This window comes from Streptomyces sp. NPDC048288 (assembly GCF_043201555.1).
In the GTDB taxonomy this organism is placed as follows: Bacteria; Actinomycetota; Actinomycetes; order Streptomycetales; family Streptomycetaceae; genus Streptomyces.
Window position 1 is genome coordinate 1,321,100 of the sequence record NZ_JBICZD010000001.1, and the last position, 16,024, is coordinate 1,337,123.

Genomic DNA, 16,024 nt, shown 5'->3' on the forward strand with positions numbered 1-16,024 from the left:
TCACCACTCGATGCCCCTCTGCCCCTTCTGCCCCGCGTCCATCGGGTGCTTGACCTTGGACATGTCGGTGACGAGGTCCGCGAGGTCGACCAGCTTCTCCGGCGCGTTCCGCCCGGTGATCACGACATGCTGGGTCCCGGGCCGGTTGCGCAGCACCTCGACGACCTCGTCGGTGTCCACCCATCCCCAGTGCATCGGGTACGCGAACTCGTCCAGCACGTACAGCTGGTACGACTCGGCGGCGAGGTCCCGCTTGACCTGCTCCCAGCCCTCCCGGGCCTTCTCCTCGTTGTCCATCTGCGCGTCCCGCTGCACCCAGGACCAGCCCTCGCCCATCTTGTGCCAGGCGACGGTCCCGCCCTCCCCGGAGTCCCCGAGGACGCGCAGCGCCCGCTCCTCGCCGACCTTCCACTTCGCCGACTTGACGAACTGGAACACCCCGATGGGCCACCCCTGGTTCCAGGCCCGCAGCGCGAGCCCGAAGGCGGCGGTGGACTTGCCCTTGCCCACGCCCGTGTGCACGACCACCAACGGCCGGTTACGGCGCTGACGGGTCGTCAGCCCGTCCTCCGGTACGACGCTCGGCTGCCCCTGCGGCATTACGCGGCCCTCCTCGAACGACCCTGAACATCCTTGACCAGCCCGGCGATCGAGTCCGCCCGCAACTCGTCGAGCGTCACCGCCGTCCCGCCCAGTTCACCTGCCAGCTGTCCGGCGAGCCCCAGCCGCACCGGCCCCGACTCGCAGTCCACGACCACCGAGGCGACCCCGTCGGCCGCGAACAGCCGGGCCGCCCGCCCCGCCAGGGCGACCGGCTCGGGTCCGCCCGTGGCCCGTCCGTCGGTCACCAGCACCACCAGCGCCCGCCGCGCGGGATCCCGCAACCGTTCCACCCGCAGTACGTCGTGCGCCTTGAGCAGCCCGGCCGCGAGTGGTGTACGGCCGCCGGTCGGCAGCGACTCCAGCCGGGCCGCCGCCGCGTCCACGGACGAGGTCGGCGGCAGCGCGACATCGGCGGCCGAGCCCCGGAACGTCACCAGCCCCACCTTGTCGCGCCGCTGGTACGCGTCGAGCAGCAGCGACAGCACGGCCCCCTTCACGGCGGTCATCCGCTGCCGGGCCGCCATCGACCCGGACGCGTCGACCACGAACAGCACGAGGTTGCCCTCACGCCCCTCCCGGGTCGCCTGCCGCAGATCGTCCCGCCGGATCACCAGCCCCGGCCCGGACCGCCCACGGGCCCGCTGGTGCGGGGCGGCGGCCTGCACGGTCGCCGCCAGGTGCAGCTTGGTCAGCGCACCGCGCGGCCGGCGCGCACCCGTGGTCCGCCCGTGCTCGGTCCGCGCCCGGGACCGCCGCCCGGCGGCCCCCTCGCCGATCCCCGGCACGCTCAGCACCTTGGTGCGAAAGGGCTCGGCGGCCCGCACCGGAGCCTGCTCGCCGCCCCCGGCCTGCCGCGGTACGCCGTCGCCCTCCCCGGCCTCGGGCCGGGCGGCACCGTCCGAGCCGCCGTCGCCCTGCGGCCCCTCGTCGGGCTGCGGCTGCCCGCCGCCCCCGCCGGGACCGTCGGGATCCGGATCGTCGTCGCTCCGGTCCTCCCCGGAGAACTCCTCCAGCGTCTGGTCCAGCCTGTCCTCGTCGAGCCCCGGCGCGTCGAAGGGGTTGCGGCGCCTGCGGTGCGGCAGCGCGAGCAGCGCGGCCTGCCGGACGTCCTCCGCCAGCACCTCGGTCCGCCCGGCCCACGCGGCCAGCGCCGTCGCGGTCCGCGCCATCACGATGTCGGCGCGCATCCCGTCGACCTCGAAGGCCGCGCAGGTCGCCGCGATCTGCCGCAGCGCCCCGTCGCCGAGGCGCACCTTCGGCAGCAACTCCCGTGCCGCCACGATCCGTTGCCGGACGGCGGACTCCTCGTCGGCCCACCGCGCCGCGAAACCGGCCGGATCGTCGTCATAGGCGAGCCGTCGCCGTACGACCTCCACCCGCTGGTCGGGCTCGCGGGAGGCGGCCACCTCCACGGTCAGGCCGAACCGGTCGAGCAACTGCGGCCGCAGCTCGCCCTCTTCGGGGTTCATGGTGCCGACGAGGAGGAACTTCGCGGCGTGCCGTACCGACACACCCTCGCGCTCCACGTACGACGCGCCCATCGCGGCCGCGTCCAGGAGCAGGTCGACCAGGTGGTCGTGGAGGAGGTTGACCTCGTCGACGTAGAGGATGCCCCGGTGCGCGTCGGCGAGCAGCCCCGGCTCGAAGGCCTTCACGCCCTCGGCGAGCGCACGTTCGATGTCCAGCGCCCCGACCAGCCGGTCCTCGGAGGCGCCGACCGGCAGCTCGACCATCCGCGCCGGGCGGGACTCGAAGGCCCCGGGCGGGTTGTGCGGGCCGTCCGGGCAGGCCGGGTCCGGGGCGGCCGGATCGCAGGAGAACCGGCAGCCGGCGACCACGTCCACGGCCGGCAGCAGCGCCGAAAGGGCGCGTACGGCCGTGGACTTGGCGGTGCCCTTCTCGCCGCGCACCAGCACCCCGCCGACCGCCGGGGACACGGCGTTCAGCAGCAGCGCGAGCCGCAGGTCGTCCTGGCCGACGACGGCGGTAAAGGGGAAGGGGGTGCTCACTGGTCGTCGCCCTCCAAGTCGCCTTCCAGCTCCAGATAGGTGGCGCGCAGCCTCTCCAGGGTGTCCGCGTCCGGCTCGGCCCACAGGCCCCGGTCGGCGGCCTCCAGGAGCCGTTCGGTGATCCCGCGCAGCGCCCACGGGTTGGACTTCTTCATGAAGTCCCGGTTCTCCGCGTCGAAGACGTACTCCGCGCTGAGCTTCTCGTACATCCAGTCGTCGACCACGCCCGCCGTGGCGTCGTAGCCGAAGAGGTAGTCGACGGTCGCCGCCATCTCGAAGGCGCCCTTGTAGCCGTGCCGGCGCATCGCCGCCATCCAGCGGGGGTTGACCACCCGCGCCCGGAAGACCCGGTGCGTCTCCTCGCCCAGCGTGCGCGTCCTCACCTGGTCGGGTGTGGCCGAATCACCCACGTACGCCTCGGGGTTGGCGCCGGTCAGATGGCGGACCATGGCGACCATGCCGCCGTGGTACTGGAAGTAGTCGTCGGCGTCCACGAGATCGTGCTCGCGGGTGTCCACGTTCTTCGCGGCGACGGCGATCCGCCGGAACGCGGTCTCCATGTCCCCGCGCGCCGCCCGCCCGTCGAGCCCGCGCCCGTAGGCGTAACCGCCCCACACCGCGTACACCTCGGCGAGGTCGGCGTCCGAGCGCCAGTTCCGGGCGTCGATCAGCGGCAGCAGCCCGGCCCCGTACGCCCCCGGCTTGGAGCCGAAGATACGGGCCGTCGCGCGCCGCCGGTCGCCGTGCTCGGCGGTGTCCTCGTCGGCGTGCGCCCGCACGTAGTTGGACTCCGCCGGTTCGTCCAGCTCGGCGACCTTGCGCACCGCGTCGTCGATCAGCCCGACCACGTGCGGGAACGCGTCCCGGAAGAAGCCCGAGATACGGACCGTGACGTCGATGCGCGGCCGGCCCAGCTCGTCGAGGGGGATCACCTCGAAGCCGGTGACGCGCCGCGAGGCCTCGTCCCACACCGGACGGCAGCCGAGCAGCGCCAGGATCTCGGCGATGTCGTCGCCCTGGGTGCGCATCGCGGAGGTGCCCCACACCGTCAGGCCGACGGACTTCGGGTACTCCCCGGTGTCGCTCAGATACCGCTGCACGAGCGAGTCGGCGAGCGACTGGCCGACCTCCCAACTCAGCCGGGACGGGATGGCCTTGGGGTCGACCGAGTAGAAGTTCCGGCCGGTGGGCAGCACGTTGACCAGTCCGCGGGTCGGCGAGCCCGACGGACCCGCCGGGACGTAACCGCCGTCCAGGGCCTTCAGGATGTGCCCGATCTCGTCCGTGGTCCGGGCGAGCCGCGGTACGACCTCGTCGCAGGCGAACTCCAGCACGGCGACCGCGTCCGGGAGTTCGGTGCCCAGCACCTCCCGCACCAGCGCGCGGCTCTCGCCGACGGCCCAGCCCCGCTGCTCCATGCCCTCCGCGACCCGGCGGCACAGCTGCTCCAGCAGGTCGATCGCGTCGGCCGCGGTACGGGAGGGACCCTCGACCAGGTCGGTCAGCTCCACCGGCACCTTCACCGGCGCACCCGGCTCCGCGAGCAACTCCTTCTCGCCGAGCCCGAAATGGGCCGCGAAGGAGGCCCGCAGCCCCGGCAGGGCGTTGGCCTGCCCGCCCCACACCTGGGAGGCGCGCAGCACGGCGAGGACCAGGTTCACGCGGGCCTCGTCGACCGGCCCGCCACCCAGGATGTGCAGTCCGTCGCGGATCTGCACGTCCTTGATCTCGCAGAGATAGCCGTCGATGTGCATGACGAACGAGTCGAAGTCGTCGTCCCCGGGCTGCTCGTCCACATGCAGGTCGTGGTGGAGCTCGGCCGCCTTGACCAGCGTCCAGATCTGCGCCCGGACGGCCGGCGCCTTCGTCGGGTCCAGGTCGGAGACGAGCGCGTACTCGTCGAGCAGCTGCTCCAGCTTGGCCAGGTCGCCGTAGGTGTCGGCGCGGGCCATCGGCGGCACCAGGTGGTCGACGACGGTGGCGTGCCCGCGCCGCTTGGCCTGGGTGCCCTCGCCGGGGTCGTTGACGATGAACGGGTAGATCAGCGGCAGATCGCCGAGCACCGCGTCCGGCGCGCAACCGGCGCTCAGCCCGAGGCCCTTGCCCGGCAGCCACTCCATCGTGCCGTGCTTGCCCATGTGCACGATCGCGTCCGCGCCGAACGAGTTGTCGAGCCAGCGGTAGGCGGCCATGTAGTGGTGCGACGGCGGCATGTCCGGGTCGTGGTAGATCGCGATCGGGTTCTCCCCGAAGCCGCGCGGCGGCTGGATCATCACGACGACGTTCCCGAACTGCAGGGAGGCGAGCACGATGTCGTCCCCGTCGACGTACAGCGAGCCCGGCGGCTCCCCCCATGCCTCCGTCATCGCGTCCCGCAGCTCCGGGTCGAGCTTCTCGAACCACGCCCGGTAGTCGGCGAGCGGCACCCGCGCGGGCGCGGCGGCCAGCTGCTCCTCGGTCAGCCACTCGACGTCGTGGCCACCGGCGTTGATGAGCCGGTGGATCAACTCGTCGCCGCCGGAGGGGTATTCGGTGACCCCGTAACCCGCCGCCGCGAGGGCGTCCAGCACCCGTACGGCCGACGCGGGGGTGTCCAGACCGACCGCGTTGCCGACCCGCGAGTGCTTGGTGGGGTACGCGGTGAAGACCAGCGCGACCTTCTTCTCCGCGTTCGGCTTGTGCCCGAGCCGGGCGTGCCGTACGGCGATCCCGGCGACGCGTCCGGCCCGCTCGGGGTCGGCGACGTACACCGGGACGTCGTCCGGACCCTGCTCCTTGAAGGAGAACGGGACCGTGATCAGCCGTCCGTCGAACTCCGGGATGGCGACCTGCATCGCCGCGTCCATGGGGGAGAGGGCGGCGTCCGACTCGTCCCAGGCGCTCTTCGAGGAGGTCAGGCAGAGGCCCTGCAGCACCGGCACGTCGAGGTCGGCGAGCGCGCCGATGTCCCAGGCCTCCTCGTCGCCGCCGGCCGAGGCGTGCGAGGCGTGGGTGCCGCCGGCCGCCAGGACGGTGGCGACCAGCGCGTCCGCCCCGGCGAGGGTCTCGTACAGCCCGGCGTCCGCCCCGCGCAGCGAACCGCAGTACACCGGAAGGGCGTTGGCGCCGTGCGCCTCGATCGCCTGGCACAGGGTGTCCACGAAGGCGGTGTTGCCGCTCAGTTCATGCGCCCGGTAGAAGAGCACGCCGACCGTGGGGCGGCCCTCCTGGATCTCGTACGAGCCGTGCACCCCGAACTCGGGCATCTTCTGGGGCTCGTCGAACCCCTCGCCGGTCAGCAGCACGGTGTCGGACAGGAACCGGGACAGTTCGGTGAGGTTGGCGGGCCCGCCCTCGACCAGGTACCTGAGGGCCTCGGCCACCACACCGGCCGGCACCGACGACTCGGCCATCAACTCGGCGTCCGGCACCGCCTCGCCGCCGAGCAGCACGGTCGGGATCCCGGCGGCCTTCAGCGCGGCGAGCCCGTCCTCCCAGGCCCGCTTGCCGCCGAGCAGCCGTACGACGGCGATGTCCGCGCCCTCGACGAGCGCGGGCAGTTCCTCGGCGACGTCGACGCGCGTCGGATTGCCGATCCGGTAGTCGGCACCGGAGGCGGCCCGGGCCGCCAGCAGATCGGTGTCGGCGGTCGACAACAACAACACAGTGCTCATGCGGGCGCTCCCGGTGGAATGAAAGGCAGTCCTTGCGGCGCGCCCGACTCGATGAGCCGCCAGAGCGCGTCGGTGTCCGCGTGCTGTTCGATCAGGTCGCCGAGCCGGTCGAGCTGCTCCTCGCGCAGCGCGGCGAACGAGGTGTCGGGGGCCGGCACGAACCGGCGGCCCGCGGCGGCCGCCACCTCGCGCAGGAAGGCCCGCCGGAAACCGTCCGACTCCAGGGAGCCGTGCCAGTGCGTGCCCCAGGTCTGCCCGACCCGGCACCCGTCCAGGCTGTGTCCATGGTCGTCAGAGATGAACGCGTCGCCTCCCGTGACGTCGGCGACCCCGTGATGGATCTCGTACCCCTCGACCCGCTCGCCGAGTGCCCTCCCCTCCGGCCGGGTAAGGATCTTCTCGGGGGCGAACCGCACCCTTAGGGGCAGCACCCCGAGACCCTCCACCCGCCCCCGCCGGCTCTCCACCTCGTCCTCGATGTGCTCACCGAGGATCTGGAAGCCGCCGCAGATGCCGAGGACCGGCCGCTGCTCGGCGGCCCGGCGGCGCAGCGCGTCCGCGAGCCCCCGTTCGTGCAGCCACTCCAGGGCCCGGACCGTCCCCCGGGTCCCCGGAATCACGACGAGATCGGCGTCGGCCAGCTCCTCCGGCCGGTCCACGAACCGCACCACGACCCCGGGTTCGGCGGCCAGCGCGTCCACGTCCGTGAAGTTGGACATCAGCGGGACGGCACAGACGGCGACCCGGAGCACGTCCGCGCCGACGGGCGGGGCGACGGCCGACTCGCGGACGGTCCCGCGCAGCGAGACCCGCAGCCCGTCCTCCTCGTCGATGCCGAGGCCGTGCCGGAAGGGGAGGACGCCGTACGTCTGCCGCCCGGTCAGCCCGTGCAGCATGTCGAGGCCGGGCTCCAGCAGGCTCACGTCCCCCCGGAACTTGTTGACGAGGAACCCGGCGACGAGTTCCTGGTCCTCCCGCGAGAGCAGCGCGACGGTCCCGAAGAAGGAGGCGAACACGCCCCCGCGGTCGATGTCCCCCACGACCAGCACGGGAAGCCGCGCGTTGCGCGCGATCCCCATGTTCACGATGTCCGTCCGCCGCAGGTTGATCTCGGCGGGACTGCCGGCGCCCTCACAGATCACCGCGTCATACGTGCCCCGCAACTCCGCGAGACAGTCGAGCACGGTCCCGAGCAGCTTCTGCTGCCGCCCGCCGTGGTAGCCGCGCGCACTGAGCTCACCGACCGGCTTCCCGAGCAGCACGACCTGACTGCTCTGCTCGCCACCCGGCTTGAGCAGCACGGGATTCATCAGCGCGGTCGGCTCGACGCGGCAGGCCTGCGCCTGCATGGCCTGGGCCCGCCCGATCTCGGCGCCTTCGCGGGTGACGAAGGAGTTGAGGGACATGTTCTGCGCCTTGAACGGCGCGACCTTCACCCCCTGCCGCACCAGCCACCGGCAGATACCGGCGGTGACGACGCTCTTGCCGGCGTCGGAGGTGGTGCCGGCGACGAGGAGACCACCGTTCATGACGTCCGTCCCTTCGCGACGAGGCGTGCGGTGACGGTCGCGCCGAGCGCGAGCACCCCCACACGACGGGAGACCCGTACCGCCCGCCGGATGTCCGCGACCGCCACGGCCCGCCCCTTCTGATTCAGCACGGGCCGGTGCTCGACCCGGCCGCCGTACGACAACGTCCCCCCGAGCCGGACCCCGAGCGCCCCCGCGAACGAGGCCTCCACGGGCCCGGCGTTGGGACTCGGATGCTTCGCGGCGTCGGCCCGCCAGGCCCGCACGGCACCCCGGGCGTCGCCACCGGCGACCGTGGCCAGTACGGCCGTCAGCCGCGCCCCCGGCCACCCGGCGACGTCGTCCAGCCGGGCGGAGGCCCAGCCGTAGCGCCGGTACCGCGCCGACTTGTGCCCGACCATGGCGTCCAGCGTGTTCACCGCCCGGAACCCGAGCAGCCCCGGCACCCCGGCCACGGCCCCCCACACCAGCGCGCCCACGACGGCGTCGCTGGTGTTCTCGGCGACGGACTCCACGACGGCCCGGGCGATCCCGTCGGCGTCCAGGGCCTGCGGGTCCCGCCCGCACAGATGCGGCAGCCGGGCGCGGGCGGCCTCGACGTCCCCCGCCTCCAGGGCGTGCCCGACGGCCAGGGCCTCACGGGCGAGTGAAGTGCCGCCGACGACGGCCCAGGTGGCGGCGGCGGTGAGGGCTGTGGAGGCGGCGGTGGACGGTCGTACGACCCGCTGGGCCAGGGCGCCCAGCGCCACGGCGCCGCCGGCGCACACGGCGGTGTGCAGCGCGCCCCACCCGCGGTGGTCCCGCCACAGCACCCGTTCCACGGCCCCGGCCGCCCGCCCGAACGCGGCGACCGGATGCCCCCGGCGAGGATCGCCGAGCAGCAGGTCACCGAGAAGGCCGGCGGCGGCGCCGTACGCGAAGACGCGATCGGCACCCATCGGCTCAGCCGGCCGCGGGGTCGGGGAAGGGCCGGGTACGGAACCTCGATCGGCAGCCGCGCATGGCGATATGTCCTCACTCAGGGTGTCCACGCCCTGGTTCGACGAGACCGGCGGTGAGAGTTCCTGGCTCCCGGGGATTGCTACCCCGGTGACAGTGGCGGGACCGCGCCGGATTCACACCGGCTTCCTCTCTTGCCGCCGTACATGGCTCAGGAAGTCCACCATGCCCCCGGAAGAGCCGTCAACTTGCCGTTGACCTGCGAGGGGAGAGTGTGCGAAGGCCCACACCGGTTGCCCGGCGGGACTCCTGGGGCATGACGAAGGGCATGACGAAGGGCATGACGAAGGCTCCTCCCCGGACGTGCGGGGGAGGAGCCTTCCGGGCCTCGGTCAGGCCTTGGCCACGATCAGGTGGATGCCGTACGCGACGGCGGCCGCGCAGCCCGCGAAGCAGAGGTAGGCGGCGGTCACGGCGAGGGCCGCCGAGTTGCCCTGGGCGGTGGCGCGTTCGCGGGCGGAGAGGCCCTTGATGCCGAGGGTGAAGAGGGCCACCAGGCCCACCGCGACCACGAGGCTGACGCCGAAGACGGAGCCGATGGCTGCCCAGTCGATGTTCATGTCGGTTCTTCCTCGGGGGTCAGACGGTGGCGGCCGGGTCGGTCGCGGGAGCGGCGGGGGAGGGGGAGGGGATGGTGGCCGTCAGGCCGTCCGTGACGGTGCCCGCGGGCGGCGGGGTCACGGCGGCGATCGCCGTGGTCACCACACCGGCCGGCTCGCCGGCCTCGGTGTCGATGACGTTGGTGCTGTCGACGACCTCGCGGCGGGACAGCTTCCAGATCGTGGCGCTGGCGGCCACCAGGAAGACGGCGACGACCGCGGTGCCCCAGTCGCCGAGGTCCGTCACGGACTCGGCGAGCGCGCCGACCAGTGCGGCGGCCGGGAGCGTGAGCAGCCAGGCGATCACCATGCGGGTCGCGGTGGACCAGCGGACCGTGCCGCCCTTGCGGCCGAGGCCCGCGCCCATCACCGAGCCGGAGACGACGTGCGTGGTGGAGAGGGAGAAACCGAGGTGGGAGGAGGCCAGGATGGCGGTGGCCGCGCTGGTCTGGGCGGCGAAGCCCTGCTGCGGCTGAAGGTCGGTCAGGCCCTTGCCCATGGTGCGGATGATCCGCCAGCCGCCGATGTAGGTGCCGAGCGCGATGGCGAGACCGGCGGAGAGGATGACCCAGGTGGGAGGGTTCGAGCCGGGGGCGATCGAACCGCCCGCGATCAGCGCGAGGGTGATGATGCCCATCGTCTTCTGCGCGTCGTTGGTGCCGTGCGCGAGCGAGACAAGGCCGGCCGAGGCGATCTGGCCGGCGCGGTAGCCCTTGCGGGTGGCCTCGTCCTCGGCGTTCTTCGAGAGCGCGTAGGACAGGCGGGTGGCGAGCGTCGCTGCGAGGCCCGCGACGAGCGGGGCGGCGACCGCCGGCAGCAGGACCTTGGTGACGAGCACGTCGCCGTGGACCGCGCCGAAGCCGGCCGAGGCGACGGTGGCGCCGATCAGACCGCCCATGAGGGCGTGCGAGGAACTGGAGGGCAGGCCCACCAGCCAGGTCACGAGGTTCCAGAGGATCGCGCCGACCAGGGCGGCGAAGATGACCTCGGGGCGGATGCCGTTCTCGTCGACGAGGCCCTTGGAGATCGTGTTGGCGACCTCCACGGAGAGGAAGGCGCCCACCAGGTTGAGCGCGGCCGACATGGTCACCGCGATCTTGGGCTTGAGCGCGCCGGTCGAGATGGTCGTGGCCATCGCGTTGGCGGTGTCGTGGAAACCGTTCGTGAAATCAAACGCGAGTGCGGTGACGACCACAATCGCGAGGATCAGCGAGAAGCTTTCCATTTACCCAGACAATCTTTAGAGGTCATCAGCCGTTGGACCGTAGGCAACCTGAATGAACGGAAGGTGAACTGGGGTGGGCTTGAGGGTGTCGCAGATCGGGTCCATGAAGAAGGGCGCCCGGGTCGCCGTTCCGTTTCCGGTCCGGCGGCCCAGGCGCCCCTAGGTCGGCCTCGGGATCAGAGGCCCAGGGTGAACGACTTCAGCCGGCCCATCGACCCGTTGAAGAGATTCTGGTCACCCGGCAGGGTGCCGCTGTTGTCGTACTGCCAGAAGGTCCAGTGCGACCATCCGGCCGGCAGCGTTCCCGCGTCCGCCGAGCCGTGGCGGGCGATCCACAGCGCGTGGTCGGCGGCGAAGGCGCTGCTGCCGCCGGTGCACAGGTTCCACCAGTGGGTGGTCGTGTAGATCACCGGCCGCCGGCCGGTCTCCCGCTTCAGCTCGTCACTGAAGGACCTGATCCACCGGACCATCCGGGAGTTGCTCAGCCCGTAGCACCGGTGCTTCTTGTCGTACGGGTTGTACTCGACGTCGAGCGCGGGCGGCAGCGTCCAGCCGTCCGCGGTCCAGGTGCCGCCGTGGCTCACGAAGTACGACGCCTGCTGGGCGCCCGACGACTTGTCCGGCAGGGCGAAGTGGTACGCGCCCCGCAGGATCCCCGCCTTGCGCGAGCCGTTGTACTGCTGGCTGAAGTAGGGGTTGCGGTAGGTGGTGGACTCGGTCGCCTTGATGTAGACGAACCGGGCGCCTTTCGCCTTGGCGCCCGGCCAGTCGACGTTCTTCTGGTGCGAGGAGACGTCGTGCCCCTTCGGCGGGCCCGCGGCGGACGCCGGCGTCCCGGCGAGCGCGGTCGCGGCCCCCACGAGAGCGAGCGCCGCCGCGGACGCCGCGAGGCCGCGGACGCGGTGGCGACGGCGGTGGCGGTACGGCGGAGAGCTGTCACGGGCCATGTTTCCCCCCGGAATGGCAACGCGCACGGAAAATCGTCCAGAGATTATTGGAAGATCGGCCTATGATCGGCGATCTTCAGCCAAGCCTTGACATGGGACTCTTTGTGGTGATTTGCGCCGTACTTGATTCGGGACACCCGGCCTAAGGTGCCCTGCCGCGCGGGCCGTTCGGGGCGTCGGCTGACAGGATCGGGCCATGGCTGAGCGGTGGCGGGACGAGCGTGACGGACGGGCTGAACGGGGTGGCGCACAGGGTGTGTCGGAGCCGCGAAGGCGCGATGTACGCGCGGCGGAGGCGAGCGCCTGGCGGGAACTCGTCGCCACGGCCCGCCGCACCGTGACCGACGGACTGGTCGTCGGCACCTCCGGCAACGTCTCGGTCCGCGTCGGCGACACCGTGCTGGTCACACCGTCGGGCGTGCCCTACGACCGGCTCACCGACGACGACACGACAGGCGTGGACCTCTCCGGCCGACAGGTGCTCGGCGCCCTGGTCCCGACCAGCGAACTGCCGATGCATCTCGCGGTCTACCGCGCCACCGACGCCCGGGCCGTCGTCCACACCCACGCCGTCCACGCGACGGCCGTCTCGACGCTCGTCCCCGAGCTGCCGGCGATCCACTACATGTCCGGGGCCCTCGGCGGCGCCGTCCGGGTCGCCCCCTACGCGACCTACGGCACCGACGAGTTGGCCGAGAACATGCTCCGCGCCTTGACCGACCGCTCCGGCTGCCTCCTGCGCAACCACGGCACGATCACCCACGGCTCCACCCTGTCCCAGGCCTACGACCGCACCGCCCAGCTGGAGTGGATGTGCCGCCTGTGGCTGACGGCGTCCTCGGTGCCCGGCCTGACCCCGACCCTGCTCTCCGCGGAACAGGTGGCGGAGGCGGGGGAGAAGCTGCGGGGATACGGACAGCGGAAGGAGTGACGGCCGCGGGGCCCGGTCCCATGGTGGGGCCCGGTCCCATGGTGGGGTCCGGTCCCTTGGCGGGCCGGTCCCTTGGTGGGGCCCGGTCCCTCGGCGGGCCGGTCCCTTGGGCGAAGACGCGTCTGCCTCCACTGGCCGCCGTCCCGGTCCGCCCCGACACTGGACAGGTGCGCCCAGTCAAAGTCACGGCCGCCGCCCTCGGTGCAGTACTCGCCGCCGGCGCGGCCGGTGTGGCCGCGGGGCGGTTCGCCAGTGGCGCCGCGCTCAAGGCGCCGCCGGGTCGGCCCCTGCCCACCGAACCCCGGCTCACCGTGCACTCCACCGCGGCCGGCCGCATCACCCTCACCCGGGACCTCGCCTCGCTGCGCCCCGGCCGGTACGGTCTGGCCGGCGACGGCACGCACGCGGTCGTCGGCGCCGTCCTGGAGTCCGCCGAGAGCACCCCGGACAGCGTCGTACGGCGCCTGGAGCGGGTGACCCACGGCACCCTGGAGACCGGCGACAAGGTCTGGCTCACCCCCAACGTGCACATCGGCGACCCGGGGGCCGCGCTCGGCCTGGAGTGCGCCGACATCGACATCCCCGGCGAACTCGGCCCGCTGCCCGGCTGGTTCGTGCCCGGCTACCGGGACACCTGGGTGATCGCCGTGCACGGTCTGGGCACCACCCGCGAGCTGGCCATGAACGTCATGGGCTTCCTGCACGGCCGCCGGCTGCCGGTCCTCGCCCTCGCCTACCGCGGCGACCTCGGCGCCCCGCGCCCCCCGGACGGCCTGAACCACCTCGGCGAGAGCGAGTGGCGTGACCTGGACGCGGCCATCCGCTACGCCGTCCGCTACGGCGCCCGCCGCGTCGTCCTGTACGGCTGGTCCACCGGCGCCACCATGGCGCTGCGCGCCGCCGCCCACTCGGCACTGCGCGAGCGCGTCTCCGGGCTGGTCCTGGACTCCCCGGTGCTCAGCTGGGAGGCCACCCTGCGCGCCCTCGCCCAGGCCCGGCACACCCCCGAGCCCCTGCTGCCGCTCGCGGTGCGCGCCGCCCAGGGCCGCGCCGGCCTGCACCCCGACCACCTCGCCGACCCCGTCGGCCCGGACCACCCCACCGTGCCCACCCTGATCATCCATGGTCCCGACGACACGGTGGCCCCCTGGCTCCACTCCCGCCGCCTCGCCGCCCGGAGCCCCGACCGTGTCGCCCTGTACACCGTCCCCGACGCCCCGCACGGCGCGATGTGGAACGCCGACCCCCAGCACTACGAAGAGCGACTGCGCCGCTTCCTCACGCCCCTGATGTGACGGCGTTCCCCTACGACATCCCCCTCGCGCAGCCCCGCCCCGTCATCCCCGCCGCCCCCGGACGCGCCCCCGCGATGTGATTCTTCCCGCATCCTCGGTCCCGCCCGGCGCGCCGCCTCGGCACGGGTCGGAGGGCCTGATTCCAGTCGGTCGCGCAGGTTCCGTTTAAGGCCGTACCACTGGCCTGAACATGTCTCCCCGCCTCCCGCCGAACCCCGTGCGTTGGCCAGCCCCGTCGCCCGCCGTGACATTCCGTTTGGGTTTTCGGACCGTCAACCGGAAGACTGCACCCGTGACGTCCCGTATCCCGCGCGACTCAAGGCTTCGACTCGTCCGAACGCGACCCCTGGCCGCCGCCCCCCGAGCGATGAACCAGCGGCCCGCGCGCCGCCCCGCACCACGCCCGCCCGAGGGCACCCCGGCCCCCGGCGAACTGGCCAGAATGGCACGCTCCGGGCTCGCCGGAGCGGCCCGCGTCGCCCACTGGGCCGACGCGGCCCTCGGCCCCGGCAGCGACGGCGCGACCGCCGACGGCAAGGCCACCCTCGCCGACGCCACCGCCGAACGCGCGGCCGGCGACCTGGGCCTGACCGTGGCTCAGATCCGGGCAGACTGGGACACCGCCCGGCTCGCCGGTCTGGTCGAGGTGCACGGCGACAACGCGCGCCCCGGCTGGCGGCTGCGCGCCTGGGACCGCGACGACAGCGCCGTACTGCGCGGCTGGGTCGCCCTCTTCGACGCCTGGTCGCTCGCCCATCCGGAGCCCACGGACGTCGAGGCAGGCGCCGTCGCCGAGGTCGTCTCGGCCATGCCCCAGGTGCTCTCCTTCCTCCAGCTGTCCGCCGGTCCCGTCCCGGTCGAGCAGCTCCTGGACCTGCTCCGGCAGCGGGTCACCGAACTGCGCACCGAGCGGTGCGAGGTGCCCTACGACACGGAGAACGGGACCGGGTCCGCCGGGCCGGTCGCCGCCCTGCGCTCCGCCGACGCCGACCCGGCGGACCGGGCACCGGCCGAGGACCCCGCCCCCGCCGAGAACGCCGAGCTCGCCCCCCTCCTCGACTGGTCCCTGCACGCCCTCGGCTCCGTCGGCGCGCTGACCTACGGCGACGGCCAGGCCACCCTCACCCCGCTGGGCAGCTGGGCGGTCTGGGTCAAGCTGGAGCAGATCTGCGTGGCCGCGCAGAGCCCCGCCGGCAACATCGAGGTCGCCGCCGAGGAGATGCTCCGCGGCTGCGCCCAGCTCCGCCCCAACGCGGCCCGCGCCGAGTACCGCGCCTGGCTCGCCGCCCGCCCCGTCGGCGGCGCCGTCACGGAGCTGGTCGACGCCGCCCGTGGCGAGGACGCCCTGCTGCGCGGTCTCGCCTTCGAGGCGCTGCGGGTCGTCGGCGCCCCCGCCGAACCGGACGTCCGCGCGGTCGTCGACGAGCCCACCCTGCGGCCGTACGCCCTGCTGTGGCTGGCCGAGCACGACGGGGTGGACCCCGAGGACGCCCACGAGGTGCTCACCCGCGAAGAGGCCACCTGGCTCTGGGTGGACACCGCCGCCGCGGTCGCCGACCACGGCGAGGCGCCGCTGCTCGTCCGCCATCTGGAGTCGGCGCTGCAGCCCACCGTCCCCGCGCTGCTCGACGAGGTGCGCGCCGTCGGCCACCCGCGCACCGTGCAGGTCCTGGTCGCGCTCGCCGCCGCCCACCCCGACCCGGCGCTGGCCAAGGCCGTCCGCCGGGCCGCCTTCCAGGTGCACACCGGCGGATAGCCATAGCCATAGCCATAGCCACAGGGGCCGGGGCAGGGGGCCGGGTCAGGCCGTTATCTCGGGGGCGTAGGTGCCGAAGCTCCAGACGTTGCCCTCGACGTCCACGGCCATGTAGTCCCGCGAGCCGTAGTCCTGGTCCGTCGGGGGCATCAGGATCTCGGCGCCGTGGTCCACGGCCCGCTGGTGGTGTGCGTCGACGTCGTCCACGACGATGTACACCCCGGCCGGGCCCGCGCCCTCCATCGCCGCGTCGAAGCGGCCGCCGCGGCCCTTGGAGCCCAGCATGATCGCGCCGTTGCCCTGCACCAGCTCGGCGTGGAGCACCATGCCGTCCTCGCCCTCGTACACCGACAGCTCGGTGAAGCCGAAGGCCTCCGTCAGCTGCTTGATCGCCGCCTTCGCGTCCGCGTACAGCAGCGACGGATAGATGCTCGGCCGTCCGCCGGTCGTACCTGCCATCCCGATCACTCCCTTGTGT

12 protein-coding genes and 1 riboswitch are annotated in these 16,024 nt (G+C 73.2%); of the genes, 3 read left to right on the plus strand and 9 right to left on the minus strand.

The window, feature by feature from the left end; genetic code table 11:
* From cobO to ACGFZS_RS05980, 8 genes are all read right to left on the minus strand, one after another.
* Complete coding sequence (gene cobO / locus ACGFZS_RS05945) at positions 1–600, minus strand: cob(I)yrinic acid a,c-diamide adenosyltransferase (RefSeq protein WP_365680877.1); 600 nt, start codon at positions 598–600, stop codon at positions 1–3.
* Positions 600–2,612 (minus strand): putative cobaltochelatase, encoded by a 2,013-nt coding sequence (locus ACGFZS_RS05950; RefSeq protein ID WP_393794034.1) that lies wholly within the window; start codon positions 2,610–2,612, stop codon positions 600–602. Before ACGFZS_RS05950 ends, cobO begins: the two co-directional genes overlap by 1 nt.
* Positions 2,609–6,265, minus strand: a complete 3,657-nt coding sequence (cobN, locus tag ACGFZS_RS05955; RefSeq protein ID WP_393794035.1) for a cobaltochelatase subunit CobN — start codon at positions 6,263–6,265, stop codon at positions 2,609–2,611. The genes ACGFZS_RS05950 and cobN overlap by 4 nt, the downstream gene beginning before the upstream one ends.
* On the minus strand, positions 6,262–7,794 hold the full coding sequence (locus tag ACGFZS_RS05960) for a cobyric acid synthase (RefSeq protein WP_393794036.1): 1,533 nt from the start codon (positions 7,792–7,794) through the stop codon (positions 6,262–6,264). The genes cobN and ACGFZS_RS05960 overlap by 4 nt, the downstream gene beginning before the upstream one ends.
* On the minus strand, positions 7,791–8,732 hold the full coding sequence (locus tag ACGFZS_RS05965) for a cobalamin biosynthesis protein (protein WP_393794037.1): 942 nt from the start codon (positions 8,730–8,732) through the stop codon (positions 7,791–7,793). Before ACGFZS_RS05965 ends, ACGFZS_RS05960 begins: the two co-directional genes overlap by 4 nt.
* A 99-nt stretch (positions 8,733–8,831) precedes the next feature.
* A riboswitch (cobalamin riboswitch) is annotated at positions 8,832–8,974 on the minus strand.
* Between the two features lie 151 nt (positions 8,975–9,125).
* On the minus strand, positions 9,126–9,353 hold the full coding sequence (locus ACGFZS_RS05970; RefSeq protein ID WP_355716004.1) for a hypothetical protein: 228 nt from the start codon (positions 9,351–9,353) through the stop codon (positions 9,126–9,128).
* 19 nt (positions 9,354–9,372) lie between these two features.
* Positions 9,373–10,617: an anion permease gene (locus tag ACGFZS_RS05975; RefSeq protein WP_393794038.1), complete on the minus strand. Its 1,245-nt coding sequence runs from the start codon at positions 10,615–10,617 to the stop codon at positions 9,373–9,375.
* Positions 10,618–10,793: 176 nt separating this feature from the next.
* The gene (locus ACGFZS_RS05980) at positions 10,794–11,564 is read right to left on the minus strand and encodes a lysozyme (protein ID WP_393794039.1); all 771 of its coding nucleotides are present in this window, start codon (positions 11,562–11,564) and stop codon (positions 10,794–10,796) included.
* A gap of 196 nt (positions 11,565–11,760) precedes the next feature.
* Here ACGFZS_RS05980 and ACGFZS_RS05985 point away from each other — a divergent pair, with 196 nt between their 5' ends.
* From ACGFZS_RS05985 to ACGFZS_RS05995, 3 genes are all read left to right on the plus strand, one after another.
* Positions 11,761–12,495: a class II aldolase/adducin family protein gene (locus tag ACGFZS_RS05985; RefSeq protein ID WP_393794040.1), complete on the plus strand. Its 735-nt coding sequence runs from the start codon at positions 11,761–11,763 to the stop codon at positions 12,493–12,495.
* Between the two features lie 167 nt (positions 12,496–12,662).
* Positions 12,663–13,790, plus strand: a complete 1,128-nt coding sequence (locus tag ACGFZS_RS05990) for an alpha/beta hydrolase family protein (protein WP_393794041.1) — start codon at positions 12,663–12,665, stop codon at positions 13,788–13,790.
* A 292-nt stretch (positions 13,791–14,082) separates the two neighbouring features.
* On the plus strand, positions 14,083–15,546 hold the full coding sequence (locus ACGFZS_RS05995) for a hypothetical protein (protein ID WP_393794042.1): 1,464 nt from the start codon (positions 14,083–14,085) through the stop codon (positions 15,544–15,546).
* 45 nt (positions 15,547–15,591) lie between these two features.
* Here ACGFZS_RS05995 and ACGFZS_RS06000 read toward each other — a convergent pair whose 3' ends face one another.
* Positions 15,592–16,005 carry a VOC family protein gene (locus ACGFZS_RS06000; protein WP_355716021.1) on the minus strand — a complete coding sequence of 138 codons (414 nt, stop codon included), beginning with the start codon at positions 16,003–16,005 and terminating at the stop codon, positions 15,592–15,594.
* Positions 16,006–16,024: the final 19 nt, after the last annotated feature.